Raw genomic sequence first — 17,125 nt, 5'->3', positions numbered from 1 at the left:
CCGAACCCCCGGCAAATCCTCGGCGGGAATCCTCCGGGGGAATCCTCAGACCCGCCCCGGCAGCGCCGCCGGGACGACGGGTTCGAGGAAGGGACTGGGGGTGCCGTGCCAGGACACGGCGAGGGCCTCCCGGGCCCGGGTGCAGGCCACGAAGAGCAGGTTGAGCTCGCCGCTGAGGTCCTCGCGGTGCTGTTGCGGGTCGGTGGACTCCGGGGTGAGCGCGGCGCGCATGGGCACCAGGCCGTCGCTGACGCCGACCACGGCGACGCAGCGGAACTCCAGGCCCTTCATCCGGTGCATGGTGCCGATCCGCACCCCGGGGGAGGGCACGTCGCCCAGCAGATAGGCCGAAGTCCCGGACCGCTCCAGGGCTTTGGCGATGTCGCGGCCGAACTGGGCGGTGCGGGCGGCGACTCCGATGTCCTCCGGGCCGATCCCGGCGGCGGTCCACTCCGCGACGCGGGCGACGAGGGCCCGGATCTCCGCGTCCCGGTCGGCGTGGCCGCGCGCCTCGGGGTGGGCGCCGTGCAGGGTCGAGTGGTAGCCGACCAGGGAGTCCTCGCCGCCGTCCGGGTCGTCCGGGCGTTCACCGGTGAGCAGCGACGCGGACCAGCTGAGGATCTCCTGGGTGGTCCGGTAGTTGATCCGCAGCCGGGCGGACCGTCCGACCACCTGGATCCCGAGCGAGCGCAGCGAGACCTGGCGCCCGTAGATCCGCTGGTGGGGGTCGCCGGCCAGGAACAGGTCGTCCGGTCCGGGCGCGACCAGCGCGCGCAGGAAGCGCCACTGCGCCGGGTGCAGGTCCTGCGACTCGTCGACGACCACGTGCCGGAACGGGCGGTCGTCCTTCTCGTCGAGGGCCCGCGCGGCCCGCGCGCAGACCTGGAGGAACGTGACCTCCCCGGCCTGCCGCAGGTCCTCCTCGAACGCGGCCACCGCGCGCCAGAGCTGGGCCCGTTGCAGGGGGCCCAGTGCGGTGCCCCGGCCGGACCGCGGGGCCTTCAGGTACTGCTCGGGGCTCTCGATCGCCTGGGCCAGGACGACCTGGCGCCACTCCTGGTCCAGGAAGACATCGGTGAAGTCGACGCCGATCCGGCGTGCGGTCCGGCCCCAACGAGCCAGCACCGCACGCTGGTTGGAGACGACCTTCAGTGGGGCGCCGCGGCGCGCCCGGCGCAGCACCTCGTTCGCCAGCGCGTCCACGGTGACCACCCGGACCTTCGCCCTGATCCGCTGGTCCGTGACGAGGAGGGTCAGGCAGCGTTCCAGCTCCGCGGCGAGGTCCGTGGTGAAGGTGGTGAGCAGCACCGACCCGTCCGGGGCGTCCGGCGGCAGCCGGCGGGCCAGGTGGTAGGCCCGGTGCAGGGCCACCACCGTCTTGCCCGTCCCGGGGCCGCCGGTGACCCGGGCCGGCCCGTTGTACGAGCCCCGGTAGGCGACCCGGTACTGCGCCGGGTGCAGGAAGATCCGCCAGGAGTCGAACGGGCGCTCCAGGATCTCCTGCAGTTCCTCCGGCCCGGACACCAGGGCGACCCGGCCGCGCGCGTGGGCCATCGCCGAGACCAGTTCGTCCCCGGGCCGCGCGGTGCTCACCGGGGCCGCCGCCCGCGCGTACGCCTGGACGATCTCGCGGTCGATCTCGGCCGGCTCCATCCCGCTGGCGAGCCCGATCAGCACGTCGAACTGCTGCTCCGGCAGGACCCGGTGAAGCGCCTCCAGGTGCGCCTCGTCGGGCAGCAGCCGGATGATCGGCAGGATCTCCTCGTCGATGCCCAGGCTGCGCAGGACCTTGTCCGAGCGGTCGGCGAAGAGCCGCTCGGGTTCGTCGGAGCCCAGGGCCCGCAGTGACGCGGAGGCGCGTTCCAGGGCGACGTCGTTGCGGATCTCGACGCCCTGGGTGGCGGCGTTGACCGAGGCCCGGTGCTTGACGGCCCAGTCGTTGGCCTTGTCGTGGGGGAGCACCTTCAGCAGCAGGTAGCCGTCGCCCCGGTCGGCCTTGAGGACGACCCCGCGCCAGAAGTCGGTGATCCGTATGGTCCGGATCCGCGGGTCCCGCTGGTTGGTGAGCTTCTCCAGGTGGGTGCCGGCGTGGGTCGCCCCGGTGAACTTCTCGAAGGTCTCGAAGACCCGCCGCTGCACCGACTTCTCCAGCGCCGCGAACTCCATCAGGAAGTCCCGGTGCATCCCCAGCGTCGCCACGCGGGCCCCCTCACGCCTCGGTCCGGTGGGCTCACTGTACTGGCCCCGATGATCACTCGCGCCGGGTGCGGACGGCTGCCGCTCCGGCCGGGGCGGCGGGGGGCTCGGGGGTGGCGGTGATCACCTTTGGGCTCGGGGCGGTGAGGGAAAACGCAGGTGGGAGGCTCGGGCCGGAGCGGTGGGGGAGGGACCGGCCGCCGGGGCGCGGGCGGGCGAAGCTACCATGTGCGCAACACCCTCAGCTCGAAAGATGGACTTGTGACTGTCAACGACGACGTGTTCACGGACTGGAAGAACCGCGAGGAGATCGCGGAGTCGATGATCCCGATCATCGGGCGGCTGCACCGGGAGAAGGACGTCACCGTCCTGCTCCACAGCCGTTCCCTGGTGAACAAGTCGGTGGTCAGCATCCTCAAGACGCACCGCTTCGCCCGGCAGATAGCCGGCGAGGAGCTCTCGGTCACCGAGACCATGCCGTTCCTGCAGGCGCTGACCACCCTGGACCTCGGCCCCTCGCAGATCGACCTCGCGATGCTCGCCTCGGCCTACCGGGCGGACGACCACGGCCTGTCGGTGGCGGAGTTCACCGCCCAGGCCGTCGCCGGCGCCACCGGTGAGAACAAGCTGGAGCGCCGGTCCGCGCAGGACGTCGTGCTGTACGGGTTCGGCCGCATCGGCCGGCTGGTCGCCCGTCTGCTGATCGAGAAGGCCTCCGGCAACGGCCTGCGGCTGAAGGCCGTCGTCGTGCGCGGTGGTGGCGACGACGACCTGGTCAAGCGCGCCTCGCTGCTGCGCCGGGACTCGATCCACGGCCAGTTCCAGGGCACCATCACCGTCGACGAGGCGAACAGCAAGCTCGTCGTCAACGGCAACGAGATCGCGGTGATCTACTCCGACGACCCGACCAAGGTCGACTACACGGAGTACGGGATCAAGGACGCGATCCTGATCGACAACACCGGCAAGTGGCGCGACCGCGAGGGCCTGTCCAAGCACCTGCGCCCCGGCATCGCCAAGGTCGTGCTGACCGCCCCGGGCAAGGGCGACGTGCCGAACATCGTGCACGGCGTCAACCACGACATGATCAAGCCGGACGAGCAGATCATCTCCTGCGCCTCCTGCACCACCAACGCGATCGTCCCGCCGCTGAAGGCGATGGAGGACGAGTACGGCGTGGTGCGCGGTCACGTGGAGACCGTCCACTCGTTCACCAACGACCAGAACCTGCTGGACAACTACCACAAGGCCGACCGTCGCGGCCGCTCGGCGCCGCTGAACATGGTGATCACCGAGACCGGTGCCGCCTCGGCCGTCGCCAAGGCCCTGCCGGACCTCAAGGCGAAGATCACCGGCAGCTCGATCCGGGTGCCGGTGCCGGACGTCTCCATCGCGATCCTCAACCTGCAGCTGAAGCGCGAGACCAACCGCGAGGAGGTCCTCGACTACCTGCGGAACATCTCGCTGACCTCGCCGCTGAAGCGCCAGATCGACTTCACGGACTCGCCGGACGCGGTGTCGAGTGACTTCATCGGGTCGCGGCACGCGTCGATCGTGGACGCCGGTGCGACCAAGGTCGACGGTGACAACGCGATCCTCTACCTGTGGTACGACAACGAGTTCGGCTACTCGTGCCAGGTGGTGCGGGTCGTGCAGTACATCTCGGGCGTCGAGTACCCGACGTTTCCGGTGCCGGCGGTCTGATCCTTCGGTTGGGCTGTTCCCGGTGGGGCTGTTCCCGGTGGGGCGGTGACCTTTTTGGTCGCCGCCCCACCGGCGTTTTCCGCTGCGCGGGGGTGTGTTCGTGGGGGTGGGCTTTCGGGAGGGTGGGGGGCCGGGGGCGGTTCCGGGGGTGGGCGCTCCGGGGGCTGGGTGATTTTCCGACTGCCGACTCTGTGGGTGGGGGGCTGGGCGCCGTTGGCAGTCTGAAAATCACCCGTCACGCCCCTCTCCGCACCCACCCCCTCCACCGCCCCCTCCCGCAGCGCGTCCCTCTCGCCTGGTGAGGAGGGGGTGGGTGGGTGGGGGAGGTGGGTGGAGGGGTGTGGGGTGTGGGGGGGGAGGGGAGGGGGTGGGGCGGTTCGTATGCGGGGTGCTCGCTATCTTGAGGGGTCACGGACAGGCGTAAGGGAGTGGGCGCATGGGGATGGGTGGTCGGCGGTTCACCGTCGTGGTGGCGGTCGGGGTGCTGGCGGGTGTGCTGGCGGGGTGTTCGTCGGGTGGGTCGGAGGATGCCAAGGGGGGTGTGGGGGCGTCGAGTTCGGCGGTGACGGGGGGTGCGACGGCGGGTGGTACGGCGGCTGCGTCGGCCGCCGGGGCCGCTTCCCCGGCGGGGTCGGCTGCGGCGTCCGTGCCCGCGGGGGGTGCGGGTGTCACGGGCAGTGCGGCGCCGCCGGTGGCCGCGGTGCCCAGTGCGGATCTGGAGACGGCGTTGCTGGACGACAAGGTGGTCGGGCAGGTGTTGCCGGACGCCAGGGCGATGGCCGGGTGGCAGGAGGAGAAGCGGAAGGTCGACACGGCCGACCACAGCGTCACCTGTACGGCGGCGGCTCCTTGTGCCGGCAAGCCGCTCAGTGGGTCGGTGCGGTTCTCCTCGGGTGACCTGGTCACCCGGTTCCTGGTGGAGACGCTGCCCAGCCGGGACGCCGCGAGGAGCCGGGCGAAGGAGACGTACGCGTCCTATCCGGTCGGGCCGTTCAAGAAGGTCGAGGCTCCGGCGCTGGGCAGCGAGAGCCAGGCGTTCGTGGGGCCGCTGGCCGATGGCGACGGGGTGAGCATCGTGGTGCGCTCGGGCACCGTGGTGGCGAGTGTGACCACCGAGGGCGGGCCGGTGGATCCGGCGGCGGCCCGGCGGTTCGCCGTGATGCTGGTGAACCGGATCGAGCAGGCGCAGGCCGGCAAGGTGCCGGACGCCGGGCTCGGCGCGGCCTGACGGGGCTTACGGGAAGGCCGGCAGCTCGTGCAGCCCCAGGGCCAGCAGGGTGTCCAGCGCGCAGTGCGGCACCCGCCAGCCGGGCAGCAGGCCGGCCTGGTCGGTGAGGGCGGCGCAGGCGGCGGTGAGGGCGGCCTCGGCGGCGAGCAGGCCGTCGGCGAGGACGAAGGCCACGCCGTCCACCGCGGCCGGCCCGACCAGGATCCGGGCGTGCTCGATCCGTGCCGGGGCGGGCAGCCCGCGCGCCAGCCCGTCCCGGACGGCCTCCGGGGAGGGTGGGTGCGGGGCCGTCGGGGGGCCGGCGGGGTGCTCCGGGGCGCGGAGGTGGAAGCGAATGGCGTGCACGGGAGACAGCCTGACCGATCGTCGGCCCGGGCGGCCACCTGCGCGGTGTCAGAAAACTGTCAGGCAGCAAGATGTCACCCGTCCCGGGTGGCGGACCCACCGGCCCGGGACGGCGCTGGGCTGGGGAAACGGTTGTCGGCCGGGCGTGATATGTACTCCTCTGGGGTGGCCACTGTGCGGCCATGCGATTGATGCCGATGACGTTCGAGGGGGCCACACATGCCGCTGTTCCGACGCCGGACGGGCGGGGAGGGCGCGCAGGACCGGGCCGGCCGGTTCGGGTTCGGGTTCGGCAGACGGGCCGCCGAGGCGCCCGCCGCCCAGGGTGCCGCGCCGAGGCTCGATCCGGCCTTCGGCGACGAGTCCCTCCGGCTGGTGCTGGCCCAGGCCGCCGCGGGGGACTGGACGGCGTTGCGCCCGGCGCTGGCCGCCGCGGACGGCGGTGAGCTGGCCTTCCTCGCCACGGCCGTCGCCGACGTCGCCGGGGCCGAGGAGTGGACGGCCCGCGCGGTCGCGGACGCCCCGGACGACGCGCTGCCGCTGCTGCTGTCCGGCGCCCGGCACGTCACCTGGGCCTGGGAGGCACGCAGCGGCGCCCGGGCCCAGCACGTCACCGAGGAGCAGTGGAAGCTGTTCCACCAGCGGCTGGACGTCGCCGAGGAGCAGTTGCTGGAGGTCGCCGAGCGGGAGCCGTCCTGGCTCGCCCCCTGGTACTTCCTGCAGATCAGCGCGCGCGGCGCCTCGCTCGGCCCGGACGTCGCCACCGCCCGCTTCGAGGCCGCGGTGCGCCGTGTCCCCGGGCACGTCGGCTCGCACCGCCAGCGGTTGCAGCAGCTGTGCGCCAAGTGGGGCGGCTCGCACGAGGCCATGCACGAGTTCGCCCGCTCCTCGATGCTGGCCGCCCCCGAGGGCAGCCCGCTCGGCGAGCTGGTGGCGCTCGCCCACCTGGAGCGCTGGCTGGACCTTCCGGACGGCGAGGACCACGCCTACCTGACCAGCCCCGCGGTGGTGGCCGAGCTGCAGGAGGCGGCGTTCCGCTCCGTCCTGCACCCGGACTTCGTACCGGTCCGCGGCTGGCAGGGGAGCTTCAACAGCTTCGCGATGGCCTTCTCGCTGGCCGATCAGCCGAAGACCGCCCGGCTGCTGTTCGACGCGCTGGACGGCCTGGTCACCGAGTCGCCGTGGCACTACCTGTCCGGCGATCCGGTCAAGGCCTTCCGCGCCCACCGCGACCGCTGCGCCGGGTACTGACGCCGCCCCGGCCCCAGAACCCCGACACCCACTTCCGCGACCGAAAGAGCCTCCGGTGTCCCCAACCGACAACCCGACGAGTGCGCACACCTTCCAGGTGGACCTGCGCGGCCTGGTGGACCTGCTCTCCCACCACCTCTACTCCAGCCCGCGGGTCTACCTGCGCGAGCTGCTGCAGAACGCGGTGGACGCGATCTCCGCCCGCCGCGCCCTCGACCCCGAGGCGCCGGCCGCCATCACCGTCCGGGCCGACGACGAGCTGTCCGTCACCGACACCGGCATCGGCCTGACCGAGCAGGACGTCCACACCTTCCTCGCCACCATCGGCCGCAGCTCCAAGCGCGACGCCGACGGCCGCCTGGACGGGGACGGCCTGGCCAAGGCCCGCGGCGACTTCATCGGCCAGTTCGGCATCGGCCTGCTCGCCTGCTTCGTGGTCGCCGACGAGATCACCGTGGTCACCCGGCACGCGGGCAGTGCGGACGCGCCGGTGATCGAGTGGCGCGGCCTGTCGGACGGCAGCTACACCATCCGCACCCTGCCGGCCTCGGCCAAGCCCGAGCCCGGCACCACCGTCACCCTCGCCCCGCGCGCCGACGCCGCCGAGTGGACCCGCTCCGCCCGGGTGCTCTCGCTCGCCCGGGACTTCGGCAGCCTGCTGCGCCACGACGTCACCGTGGTCGACGCCAACGGCACCGCGCACCAGGTCAACCGCACCGCGCCGTGGGCCGAGCGGCACGGTTCCCCGCTCGCCCGGCGCGACGCGCTCGCCGAGTACTGCCGCGCCACCTTCGACTTCGTCCCGCTCGACACCATCGAGCTGGACCTCCCGCTGGTCGGCCTGCGCGGCGTCGCCTACGTCCTGCCCGACGCCGCGCCGCCCTCGCGCCGGCACGGCCACCGGGTGCACCTCAAGGGGATGCTGCTCTCCGACCAGGCCGACGAACTGCTGCCGGACTGGGCGTTCTTCGTCCGCTGCGTGGTGGACACCGACGGGCTGCGCCCCACCGCCTCGCGCGAGGGCCTGTACGCCGACGAGACGCTGGCCGCTGTCCGCGACGCGCTCGGCGCCCGGATCCGCGACTGGCTCACCGGCCTGTCCGCGAGCGACCCGGCGCTGCTGCACCGCTTCCTCTCCGTGCACCACCTGGCCGTCAAGGAACTCGCCCGCTACGACGACGAGTTGCTGCGGATGATGCTGCCCTGGCTGCCCTTCGAGACCACCGACGGCAATGTCACCCTGGACGAGTTCGCCCGCAGCCACCCGGTGGTGCTGGTGACCCGTACGGTCGAGGAGTTCCGGCAGGTCGCCCCGATCGCCGGCGCGGCCGGGCTCGGCGTCGTCAACGGTGGCTACACCTACGACCGGGACCTGGTGCACCGGCTGCCCGAGATCCGCCCCGGCGTCTCGGTCGCCGACCTCGACCCGGGCACCGTCACCGCGCACCTGGACACCGTCGACCCGGCGGCCGAGCTGGCGGCCGGCGCCTTCCTGGCGATCGCCCGCGAGGTGGTCGGCCGGTTCGACTGCGACGTCGCCCTGCGCAGCTTCCACCCGACCAACGCGCCCGCCCTGCTGCTCGACAACCGGGAGGCCCGGCACGAGCGCACCCGGGCCCAACTCGCCGACGAGGCCGACGGGTTGTGGGCGGACATTCTGGGCTCGCTGCGCGCCGAGGTGCCCCGCGCCCAGCTGGTGCTGAACCACCTCAACCCGCTGGTGCGCCGCGCCGCCACCGTCACCGACCGGGACCTGACCGTCACCGCCGTCGAGGCGCTGTACGGGCAGGCCGTGCTGATGACCCGCCGCCCGCTCAAGGCCAGCGAATCCGCGCTGCTGAACCGTTCGTTCATCAGCCTGCTCGACCACGCCATGCTCGGCCACGAGGCGGCCGGCCCGGATCACCACGGCCCGAAGGAGGCGTGATGCTGGACACCCCCGACGCGGTGATGGCCGCGCTGCGCGAGAACGACGCCCGCCCCTACGGCCGTACCCGCACCGTCACGGCCGAGGAACTCGTCGACGCCGCCGAGCAGTTCGAGGACACCGGGGTCCGCGCGATGGCCCTGCTCGAACTCATGGAGGCCTACGAGTACGACGGCGAGCGCAGCAAGAGCCCGGTGGTCTTCGCCCGGGTGCTCAAGCTCTGGGACCAGGACCGGGACGGCTTCGGCGACTGGGCCCGGAACCAGGTGTTCTGGCGCTTCAAGTGGGTGGCCACCGCACTCCTGGACACCCCCGACGTCCCGCTGGCCGCCATCCGGCGCTGGCACACCGAACTGCGCGACCGCTACCGCGCGGCCGGCTACGACCTCCAGCCGTACTACGCCCAGCGCTACCACCTGGCCGCGCAGACCGGCGTCGACGTCCAGGACGCCTACGAGCTGTGGGCGGCCCGCCCGCGCACCGAACTCAGCGACTGCCACGCCTGCGAGACCCGCGCCCGGGCCCAGCACTTCGTCGCCGCCGGGGACGACGCCCGCGCCCTGGAGATCCTCGCCCCGGTGCTGGACGGCCGCTCCGGCTGCGAGCAGGAGCCCTACCTCAGCCAGGCCACCGCCCTGCTGCCGCTGCTGCGCCGGGGCCGCACCGACGAGGCCCGCTCCGCACACCTGACCGGCTACCGCTACGCCCGCGGCAAGGCCGCGATGCTGGCGGCGATCGGCCGGCACATCGAGTTCTGCGCGCTGTCCGGCAACGAGCCGCGCGGCCTGGAACTGCTCGCCGAGAACCGCGAGTTGTTCACGGTGACCGGCGAGCCCGCGGCCCGGCTGGAGTTCCTGACCGGCGTCGAGGTGCTGGTCGCCGCCCTGGCCGCGGCCGGCCACGGCGGACTCGCGGTCAGCGGCCCGGCCGGCACCGCCTGGACGGTCGACACCCTGCTCGCCCACCTGCGCGGCGAGGCCGACGCGCTGGCCGCCCGCTTCGACGCCCGCAACGGCACCGACGCGGTCGGCGCCGCCCGCCGCGCCCGGCTGGCGGTGGCACCGCTGCTGGCCGAGCCGCTGGCCCTGGGCGTGCGGGCCGCCGTCGCGCCCGAGCTGGCCGCGACGGCCCCCGCCGTCGCCCCGGCGCCGCGGCGCGCCGTCGAGGCCGAGCCGGAGGACTTCACCGCGCTGGTGCTGCGGGCCCGCGAACTGGAGGTCCTCGGCCACCCGGACGCCGACCGGCTGTGGAAGCGGATCGCCGAACGGGTCGGCGCCGAGGGCTTCGTCCTCCCGGCGGGTACCGACCTCGGCGGCCCCGAGTTGCTGAGCGCCGAACTCGCCGAACAGCGCGCCCATGAGGCCGTCCAGCGCGACGACTACGCCGAGGGCACGGCGGGCCTGCTGGAGGCCGCGGAGCTGTACGAACGGGCCGGGCTGCCCGGCCCGGCACTGATGGCCCGCACCCGGGCGCTGATCGTCGAACTCGGCGACGTCGAGGGCGTGGTGTCCGACTGGACGGCGCTGGACGCCGCACTGGCCCGGGCCGAGGAGCTGCGCGCCGACGGCGCGATGCCCGACGACGACTACCTGATCGTCCTCCAGGCGCGCGCCTACGCCGCCCACCACGACCTGGTCGAGGAACTGCCCGAACCCGCCGCCGGGACGGCCGAGCGCTTCGAGGCGGCCGTCGGCGCCTACCGGGGCACCGCCGTCGAACTCGGCTCCGCCCGCCGGTCCGCGACCTCCCGCCAGTACACCGCCGACGTCGCCGCCCGGCAGGGGCGGTTCACCGAGGCCGTCACCGAACTGCGTGAGGTGCTGGCCCAGTTGGATGCCGCCGAACTGCCCTGGCACACCCCGCGGGTGCTCGGCCTGCTCGGTCAGGTGCTGCTGCAGCAGGGCGAGGCCGGCCAGGCCGTCGAGGTGTTCCACCGGGCGCTGGCCGAGGCCGTGCGCTGGGGCGAGGACGGCTACCCGTACGCGCCGACGTACATGATGCTCGGGCACGCGAGCCTGCGGACCGACGACCTCGGCGGGGCGGTGCGGGCGCTCTCGGAGGCCGCCGCGCGCTACGACCGGCAGGGCGCCGAGGCCGTCGAGGAGGCGGCCCAGGTGCGGCTGCAACTGGCCGACGTGCTGCGCGGCACCGGCCGGGCGGCCGACGCGGTGGCCGTGCTGGAGTCGGTGCTGGACGCCGCGGCCGCCGCCGAACTGGACGTCCGGATGCTCGCCCAGGCCCGGCTGGACCTCGCCCGGGGCCTGGTCGACCTGGAGGAGCACCGGGACGCGGCCGAGGAGTACCTGCGGCTGGCCGAGCTGGTCGCCGACTGGGAGGACCAGCAGACCCACACCATGGTCGCCTGCGAGGCCACCCTGGCCCTCGCCCGGGCGGACCGCTGGGACGCCGCCGAGGCCGCCCTCGGGCGGGCCCGGGAGGCGCACGGCAAGGCCCCGCAGGTGGACCAACTGGCCGCCACCATGCGGGAGCTGGCCCAGCTGATGATGTGCAACCGCGGTGCTGAGCAGTTGGACGCCGCGCTCGCCCTGCTGGCCGATGCGGACGCCCTCGGCGAAACCGCCGAACGGCTCGGCCAGGAGTACAACGGCTGGTACCTGCGCGGCGGTTCGCACTACGAGCGGGCCCGCTGCCTGGCCGTCGCGGACCGGCACGAGGAGGCGCTCGCCGAGGTGGAGCGGGCGATCGCGGTGTACGAGCGGACCGGGGAGCCGGCCGGCTCGGCGCAGCCGGAGTCGCTGCGGGCGGAGGCCGTCCGGCTGGCCGCGCTGATCGAGGGCGACCTCGACCGCCCCCGGGCGGCGGTGACCCGGCTGACCGCCGGGATCGCCCGCTGCGAGGCGGCCGGGCTGGACGAGGCGGCCCGGGTGCTGGCCGGGCTGCGGGAGCGGTTCGCGGGCAACTGAGCGGCGCGGGTCGGGGGTTGGCCCCGCGCCGGGAACCCGCGCGGGGCGGGCGTCGTGGACGCCCGCCCCGTGTCGTGCCGTCCTGCGGGTCAGCAGGGGCCGTCGTCGCCCCAGACGCCCCACTGGCCGCTGGCGCTCGGCACCTCGTTCAGCGTCCACCACTTGGCGTGGTAGGCGTGCCCGTTGTACGAGACCTTGGCGCCCGCGGTGTACGTGGTGCTCGCGCTCCACGCCGGTGCGGTGCACGTCCCCGGGTTGCCGGTCGGGCTGCCGGTCGGCGGGGTGGTCGGGGGCGTGGTCGGCGGGGTGGTGGGCGGGGTCGCCCCGGCGAACTTCACCGTGTACTTGGTGAAGTCCCAGTCCCCCTGCGCCACGCTGGAGCAGGAGCCGGACAGGCCCGGGTCGACGTTGCCCGCGCACTGGCGGTCCCGGTTGACCGACCAGAAGGTGTAGCGGGCCAGGCCGTGCGCGGTGGCGAAGTCCAGCACGCTCTGGAAGTCGGCCTGGCGGAAGTACTCGGCGGCGTCGGTGCGGCCGTTCATCATCGACACGCCCTCGTGGGCGTACGCGGTGGCCTCGTTCCAGCCGAAGGTGGTCTGGAGGATCTGGTTGAACTTCACCAGTGCGTCGGTCTGCGCGGCGGAGCCGTTGAAGCCGCCGTCGAACGGCATGATCGAGTAGTTGTTCGGCGTGAAGCCCTGCGACTTGGCCTCGCCCAGCATCTGGGTGCCGAACCAGCCGGTGCCGGCGTTGGTCCCGGCGGTGGTGATCGAGATGTACAGGCCGGGGTTGTTCTGCTGGAGGATGCGGGCCGCGCCGATCTCGTTGTGGATGGCGGCGGTGTTCTCGTACTCCGGCTCCTCCAGGTCGAAGTCGATCGCCTTGAGGCCGTACTTGGTGATCACCTGCTGGTAGCCGGCGGCGGTCGCCTCCGGGGTGCCGCAGACCTGGCCCAGCTTGGTGCCGCCGTACCCGCCGACCGACACCGAGACGTCCCCGCCCTTGCCGCGGATGGTCTGGATGACGCCGGGCATGGCGGTGTCCGAGCCGATCGGGGAGGTGCCGCCCCAGGCGGGCGAACAGCTGTTGCCCTGGGCGAGGATGAAGGCCAGCTGGAAGGCCTTCTGGCCGGTCGCGTCCATCACGGCGGCGGCGTCCGGCGGGCTGTTGTCCTCGGGCATCAGGTACGGCGCGGAGGCGTACCAGTTGCTGCCCAGGCCGGTGCCGGTGTCGGCGCCGGTGGTGGTGGAGGCGGAGGCCGCGCCGGTGCCGGCCAGTGCGGCGAAGCCGCCGGCGACCAGGCCGAGCACGCCGGCCACGGCGAGGGCGGCGCGGGATCTGCGGGAGTCCGGTGCGGTGGTGCGGTGCTGTGGGGGAAGAGCGCGCTCCATCGGAAGCCTTTCCAGGAAACGGCGGTGGGGGCGGCGGGCCTGGTCGCGCCGGGTGTGGGGGTGGCGGGACGGCCGAATGGACCGGCGGCGGCGGGTAGTTGCCGAAGGTCATCACTGGTATAGACCTGTCGGGGAATGGCGGTCAACCCCAAAAAGGTCAAGCCGCCCGGCGGTGCGCGGCCGGGCGGCTCGGGAGGCGGAGGGGTCGGGGCCGTCAGACCGGGACGGTCACCCCCACCCCCGCGAGCAGTCCGGCGACCGCCGGGGACCAGGGCCGGCCGGTGGGCCCGGTGAGCGTCAGCGTGCGGTGCACGGCCGGCCGGATCGGTACCAGGGCGCAGTCCGGCGGCAGCATGGTCAGCGCCAGCGCCGGCATCACCGAGACCCCGACACCCGCGTGCACCATGCCGATCAGCGTGTTGAGGTCGCGGATGCGGTGCCTGGGGGCGAAGCGGGTGCCGGCCCGCCGGTAGGCCTCGCGGACGTGGCGTTCGCAGCCGCCCTCGGAGAGCAGGAAGTCGTCGTCCGCCAACTCGCCCACGTGGACGGCCTCCTGGCCGGCGAGCGGATGGTCGCGGCGCAGCAGCGCGTGCATGGAGTCGGCGCCGAGCGCGACCGCCCCGGGCGGCAGCGGGCCGGCGTCGACCAGGACGGCGGCGTCCACCGTGCCGGCCTCCAGCCAGGTGGGCAGCTCGGCGTCCTCGCCCTCGAAGACCCGCACGGTGACCTGCGGGTACGCCTCCTTCCAGGCCCGCAGCAGTCCGGGCAGCAGCGCCTGGCAGACGGTGGTCGGGGCGGCCAGCCGCACCGTGCCGGTGGGGCCGCCGGAGTGCCGGGTGGCGATGGTGCGCACGGCGGCGGCGGAGGCGACGGCGGTCCGGGCGTGCGGCAGGACCTGCTCGCCGAGCGGGGTGGGGCGGCATGGGGTGCCACGCCGCAGCACGGGCGCGCCGAGCGAGCGCTCCAGTGCGGCGACGGCGTGCGAGACGGCGGACTGGCTGATGCCCAGTTCGTCGGCGGCCGCGCCGAAGCCGCCGGTGTCGGCGACCGCGACCAGGGCCCTGAGCTGGGCCAGGTTGACGTCCTGGGTCATGAGACTTCCTCATCCTCTCCGCACCACCACTTGTTGGACTCATGGTCCGCCGCCGGGCCACCCTCTGTCCAACGACACCGGACGGAGAGGGAGGTGGTCGGGGTGCGGCGCTGGTGGCCGGGCTTCGTGGCACTGTCGGCGATCTGGGGCGCCAGCTTCGCCCTGATCAAGGTGGCGGTCGACGCGGGGGTGCCGCCGGTCTGGGTGGCGCTGTGGCGCAGCCTGCTGGGCGCCACCACGCTGTGGGCCGTCCTGCTGCTGCGCGGCGGCCGGGCCCCGAGGGACCGGGCGCTGTGGGGGCACTCGGCGGTGGTCGCGGTGCTGCTCAACACCGTGCCGTTCACCCTGTTCTCGTTCGGCGAGACCAGGATCAGCTCGGTGCTCGCCGGGGTGATGAACGCGACCACCCCGCTGTTCACCCTGCTGTTCGCGGTGCTGACCGTCCCCCAGGAGCGCCGCCCGGGCGCCCGCCGGCTCGCGGGCCTCGCGCTCGGCTTCGTCGGCGTGCTCACCGTGCTCGGGGTCTGGCGCGGCCTCGGCCCGGGTGCGCTGGCCGGCGCCCTCGCCTGCCTGGCCGCCGCCTGCTGCTACGGCGCGGGCTTCGCCTACCTGCGCCGCTTCCTGTCCGGCCGCCCGGAGACCGTCACCACCCTCTCCGCGCTCCAGATCACCTGCGCCACCGCCGAGTTGGCCCTGATCGCCCCGGCCGCCGGCGGCGCCCCGCACTGGCCGGGCGGCCCGGCCGCCGCCGCCCTGCTGGTGCTCGGCGCCCTCGGCACCGGCTTCGCCTACCTGCTCAACCTCGGCCTGGTCCGCGCCGCCGGCACCGCCGTCGCCTCGGCCGTCACCTACGTCATGCCGCTGTGGTCCACCGCCCTGGGCGCCGCCCTCCTCGCCGAACCCGTCGGCTGGAACGCCCTGGCCGGCGGCATCCTGGTCATCGCCGCCGTCGCCCTGACCCGCCCGCCCGGGACCCCGCCCGGGACCCCGTCCGCGGCCGCCCCGAGCGAACGCCGGCCGGTGGGCTCTCCGGGACGGGGCGGAGCGGGGGGATGACCGGCCGCCTTCCCGCCGGCCGGTCTGACGTTCGGTTACCGGCCTGACGTTCGGTGTCCGGTGGATTACGGGTCGTGCCCGGAGGGCCGCTAGGGTGGCCCCGTGGTGAGGTCGTGGGATGCGGCGGTCGAGCGGGCGCAGGACCGGTTGGCGGCGGGGGTGCGGTTGCGGGCGGCCGTCGAGGGGGAGGAACGGCGGTTCGCCCTCTGGGACTTGGCGTCCCTGGTGGAGGGCGAGCTGGGCGAGGTGGTGGATCCGGACGCGCTGGATCCGGGTGCCGAGCGCGACTGGCGGGAGCGGCTGGGGGAGAGCGGCCGGGAGTGGCCGGGCGGGGAACTGTACCGGCGCCGGTACTGGATCCGGGACGAGTCGGGCGCCGTCGTCGGGACGGTCGCGGTGGACAACTGGACCAAGGGCCCGAGCCAGCTCGCCGTCTCCTCCCTCTACGTCCGGCCCGGGGCGCGCGGGCGCGGGCTGGCCGCCGGGGCGCTGGACGAGGTGTACGCGGCGGCCACCGCCGAGGGCCTGCCGGGCTTCCGGCTGGAGGCGCACTGGGCGTGGCAGTCGGCCGTCCGCTACTACCTGCGCCGCGGGCTGTGGGTGGTGGGCTGGAAGCGTTCGCTGTCGTTCGCCCGGATGCCCCAACTGCCGCTCCACCGGGTGCGGGAGGAGGACGGGCGGCTGCTCCTGCTGGTCGCCGACCGGCAGTGCGGCTGGGTGCCGATACTGGCCGCCGGGCAGGAGGGCCGCTGGCTGCGGCTGGACGAGACGGCGCACTACCGGGGCTGCGACGGCTGGGTGCACGAGTACGCCCGTTCGACGCTGGCGCTGTACCTGGCCCTGGCGGGCCGTCCGCTGGTGCGCGGCCCGCAGTGGTGGGCGGAGGCGTGGCGCTGGGCGGAGGCGGGGGAGCCTGAGGGACTGGCGGTCAGGATCGAGGAGTTCGAGCGGGCCGCCCGGACGGTGGGCCGCCCGGCGGCCGGTCCGCGGCGCCCGGTGGCGCTGCCGGAGTCAACGCCGCCGGAGTCGACGTTGCCGGAGTCGACGTTGCCGGAGTCGACTCCGCGGGTGTCCCCGCTGCTGGCAGACTCGGGGAATGGCTGAGATCGAGATTGACGGCGCGCCCGCCGACCCGGCGCGGCTCGCCGCCCTGGGGCTGCTCAACTACGGGCACTTCACCACCCTGCGGGTCGAGGCGGGCGGCGTCCGCGGTCTGGCGCTGCACCTGGACCGGCTGGTACGGGACGGCCGGGCGCTGTTCGGCGTCGAGCCGGACCGGGCGGTGGTCCGGGAGCGGATCCGCGCGGTGCTGCCGGCCGACGGCGCGCCGGTGATCGTCCGGGTCACCGGCTATGCCCCCGCGCTCGGCCTGGAACGCCCCGCCGCCCCGGCCGCCCCCGTCCTGCTGGTGACCACCCGCCCGGCCGGGAGCGCCGAGCCCGCCCCGCTGAGGGTCCGGACGGTCGCCCACCGGCGGGAGCTGCCGGAGGTGAAGCACGTCGGCCTGTTCGGGCTGGTCCACCACCGCCGCGCAGCCCAACTCGCGGGGTACGACGACGTGTTGCTCACCGACGACGATGGCCTGGTGCTGGAGGGCGCGACCTGGAACGTCGGCTTCCTTACCGGGCGCCGCCTGGTGTGGCCGGAGGGCCCCAGCCTGCCCGGCGTCACCGCGGCGCTGCTGGCCGGCGCGTACGGCGGCCCGCAGTCCCGCGAGCCGGTCCACGCCGCCGAGTCGGGGCGCTTCGACGCGGCCTTCGCGGTGAACGCGGGCGTCGGGCTGCGCCCGCTGGCCGCCGTCGACGGCACCGCCTTCGACCCCGGCCACCCGCTGCTCGCCGAACTGCGCGCCGCCTACCGCGGGATCGCCGCCGACCCGGTGTAGCACCGCATTCGGGGCGGTGGGGCCGGGGCGGCGGGTTGGGGGCGGAGCCTGCTCGGCGGCGGCGCCACGACGGAGCGGAAGTGGAGACGTCTGCAGTCCAGTCAGCCACTCGGGGTTCGGATATG

The 17,125-nt window shown here is 74.3% G+C and carries 12 protein-coding genes; 8 read left to right on the top strand and 4 right to left on the bottom strand.

What is annotated here, in order from left to right:
- Nucleotides 1-45 precede the first annotated feature (45 nt).
- On the bottom strand, nucleotides 46-2,199 hold the full coding sequence (locus tag ACZ3YL_RS03065) for a UvrD-helicase domain-containing protein (RefSeq protein ID WP_188303863.1): 2,154 nt from the start codon (nucleotides 2,197-2,199) through the stop codon (nucleotides 46-48).
- A 258-nt stretch (nucleotides 2,200-2,457) separates the two neighbouring features.
- On the opposite strand from ACZ3YL_RS03065, the gene ACZ3YL_RS03060 reads away from it, so the two are divergent.
- Together ACZ3YL_RS03060 and ACZ3YL_RS03055 are read left to right on the top strand one after the other, a co-directional pair.
- Complete coding sequence (locus ACZ3YL_RS03060; RefSeq protein WP_188303862.1) at nucleotides 2,458-3,900, top strand: glyceraldehyde-3-phosphate dehydrogenase; 1,443 nt, start codon at nucleotides 2,458-2,460, stop codon at nucleotides 3,898-3,900.
- 700 nt (nucleotides 3,901-4,600) lie between these two features.
- Nucleotides 4,601-5,128, top strand: coding sequence for a hypothetical protein (locus tag ACZ3YL_RS03055; protein WP_465654982.1), 528 nt, complete (start codon nucleotides 4,601-4,603; stop codon nucleotides 5,126-5,128).
- A 6-nt stretch (nucleotides 5,129-5,134) separates the two neighbouring features.
- Here the strand turns inward: ACZ3YL_RS03055 and ACZ3YL_RS03050 are convergent, their stop codons facing one another.
- Nucleotides 5,135-5,473, bottom strand: a complete 339-nt coding sequence (locus ACZ3YL_RS03050) for a hypothetical protein (protein ID WP_188303860.1) — start codon at nucleotides 5,471-5,473, stop codon at nucleotides 5,135-5,137.
- Between the two features lie 219 nt (nucleotides 5,474-5,692).
- On the opposite strand from ACZ3YL_RS03050, the gene ACZ3YL_RS03045 reads away from it, so the two are divergent.
- Genes ACZ3YL_RS03045 through ACZ3YL_RS03035 form a run of 3 tightly spaced genes read left to right on the top strand, consistent with a single transcriptional unit; the run spans nucleotide 5,693 to nucleotide 11,575 of the window.
- Nucleotides 5,693-6,724 carry a hypothetical protein gene (locus ACZ3YL_RS03045; RefSeq protein ID WP_465654980.1) on the top strand — a complete coding sequence of 344 codons (1,032 nt, stop codon included), beginning with the start codon at nucleotides 5,693-5,695 and terminating at the stop codon, nucleotides 6,722-6,724.
- A 55-nt stretch (nucleotides 6,725-6,779) separates the two neighbouring features.
- On the top strand, nucleotides 6,780-8,651 hold the full coding sequence (locus tag ACZ3YL_RS03040) for an HSP90 family protein (protein WP_188303859.1): 1,872 nt from the start codon (nucleotides 6,780-6,782) through the stop codon (nucleotides 8,649-8,651).
- A complete protein-coding gene (locus tag ACZ3YL_RS03035; protein ID WP_465654978.1) occupies nucleotides 8,651-11,575 on the top strand; it encodes a hypothetical protein in 2,925 nt (974 codons plus the stop codon). Before ACZ3YL_RS03040 ends, ACZ3YL_RS03035 begins: the two co-directional genes overlap by 1 nt.
- An 89-nt stretch (nucleotides 11,576-11,664) precedes the next feature.
- Here ACZ3YL_RS03035 and ACZ3YL_RS03030 read toward each other — a convergent pair whose 3' ends face one another.
- Nucleotides 11,665-12,966 carry a carbohydrate-binding protein gene (locus ACZ3YL_RS03030; RefSeq protein ID WP_223243618.1) on the bottom strand — a complete coding sequence of 434 codons (1,302 nt, stop codon included), beginning with the start codon at nucleotides 12,964-12,966 and terminating at the stop codon, nucleotides 11,665-11,667.
- A gap of 214 nt (nucleotides 12,967-13,180) precedes the next feature.
- A complete protein-coding gene (locus tag ACZ3YL_RS03025; RefSeq protein ID WP_465654976.1) occupies nucleotides 13,181-14,059 on the bottom strand; it encodes a LysR family transcriptional regulator in 879 nt (292 codons plus the stop codon).
- Between the two features lie 93 nt (nucleotides 14,060-14,152).
- On the opposite strand from ACZ3YL_RS03025, the gene ACZ3YL_RS03020 reads away from it, so the two are divergent.
- The 3 genes from ACZ3YL_RS03020 to ACZ3YL_RS03010 all read left to right on the top strand — a co-directional run bounded on the left by ACZ3YL_RS03020 (nucleotide 14,153) and on the right by ACZ3YL_RS03010 (nucleotide 17,000).
- Entirely contained in the window at nucleotides 14,153-15,115 is a 963-nt protein-coding gene (locus ACZ3YL_RS03020; RefSeq protein WP_465654975.1) for a DMT family transporter, read from the top strand.
- A gap of 102 nt (nucleotides 15,116-15,217) precedes the next feature.
- On the top strand, nucleotides 15,218-16,219 hold the full coding sequence (locus tag ACZ3YL_RS03015; protein ID WP_465654973.1) for a GNAT family N-acetyltransferase: 1,002 nt from the start codon (nucleotides 15,218-15,220) through the stop codon (nucleotides 16,217-16,219).
- Nucleotides 16,212-17,000 (top strand): aminotransferase class IV, encoded by a 789-nt coding sequence (locus ACZ3YL_RS03010; RefSeq protein ID WP_188309952.1) that lies wholly within the window; start codon nucleotides 16,212-16,214, stop codon nucleotides 16,998-17,000. The genes ACZ3YL_RS03015 and ACZ3YL_RS03010 overlap by 8 nt, the downstream gene beginning before the upstream one ends.
- Nucleotides 17,001-17,125 lie beyond the last annotated feature (125 nt).

It is taken from the genome of Kitasatospora sp. NPDC023176 (assembly GCF_055560495.1).
Note: the sequence above shows the minus strand (reverse complement) of the source record. Positions and strands in the feature narration are given on the sequence as shown.

Excerpts from the sequence above, each read along its gene's own strand:
- ACZ3YL_RS03045 (WP_465654980.1), top strand. The coding sequence starts at position 5,693 with ATGCCGCTGTTCCGACGCCGGACGGGCGGGGAGGGCGCGCAGGACCGG.
- ACZ3YL_RS03025 (WP_465654976.1), bottom strand. The coding sequence starts at position 14,059 with ATGACCCAGGACGTCAACCTGGCCCAGCTCAGGGCCCTGGTCGCGGTC.
- ACZ3YL_RS03035 (WP_465654978.1), top strand. The coding sequence starts at position 8,651 with ATGCTGGACACCCCCGACGCGGTGATGGCCGCGCTGCGCGAGAACGAC.
- ACZ3YL_RS03010 (WP_188309952.1), top strand. The coding sequence starts at position 16,212 with ATGGCTGAGATCGAGATTGACGGCGCGCCCGCCGACCCGGCGCGGCTC.
- ACZ3YL_RS03030 (WP_223243618.1), bottom strand. The coding sequence starts at position 12,966 with ATGGAGCGCGCTCTTCCCCCACAGCACCGCACCACCGCACCGGACTCC.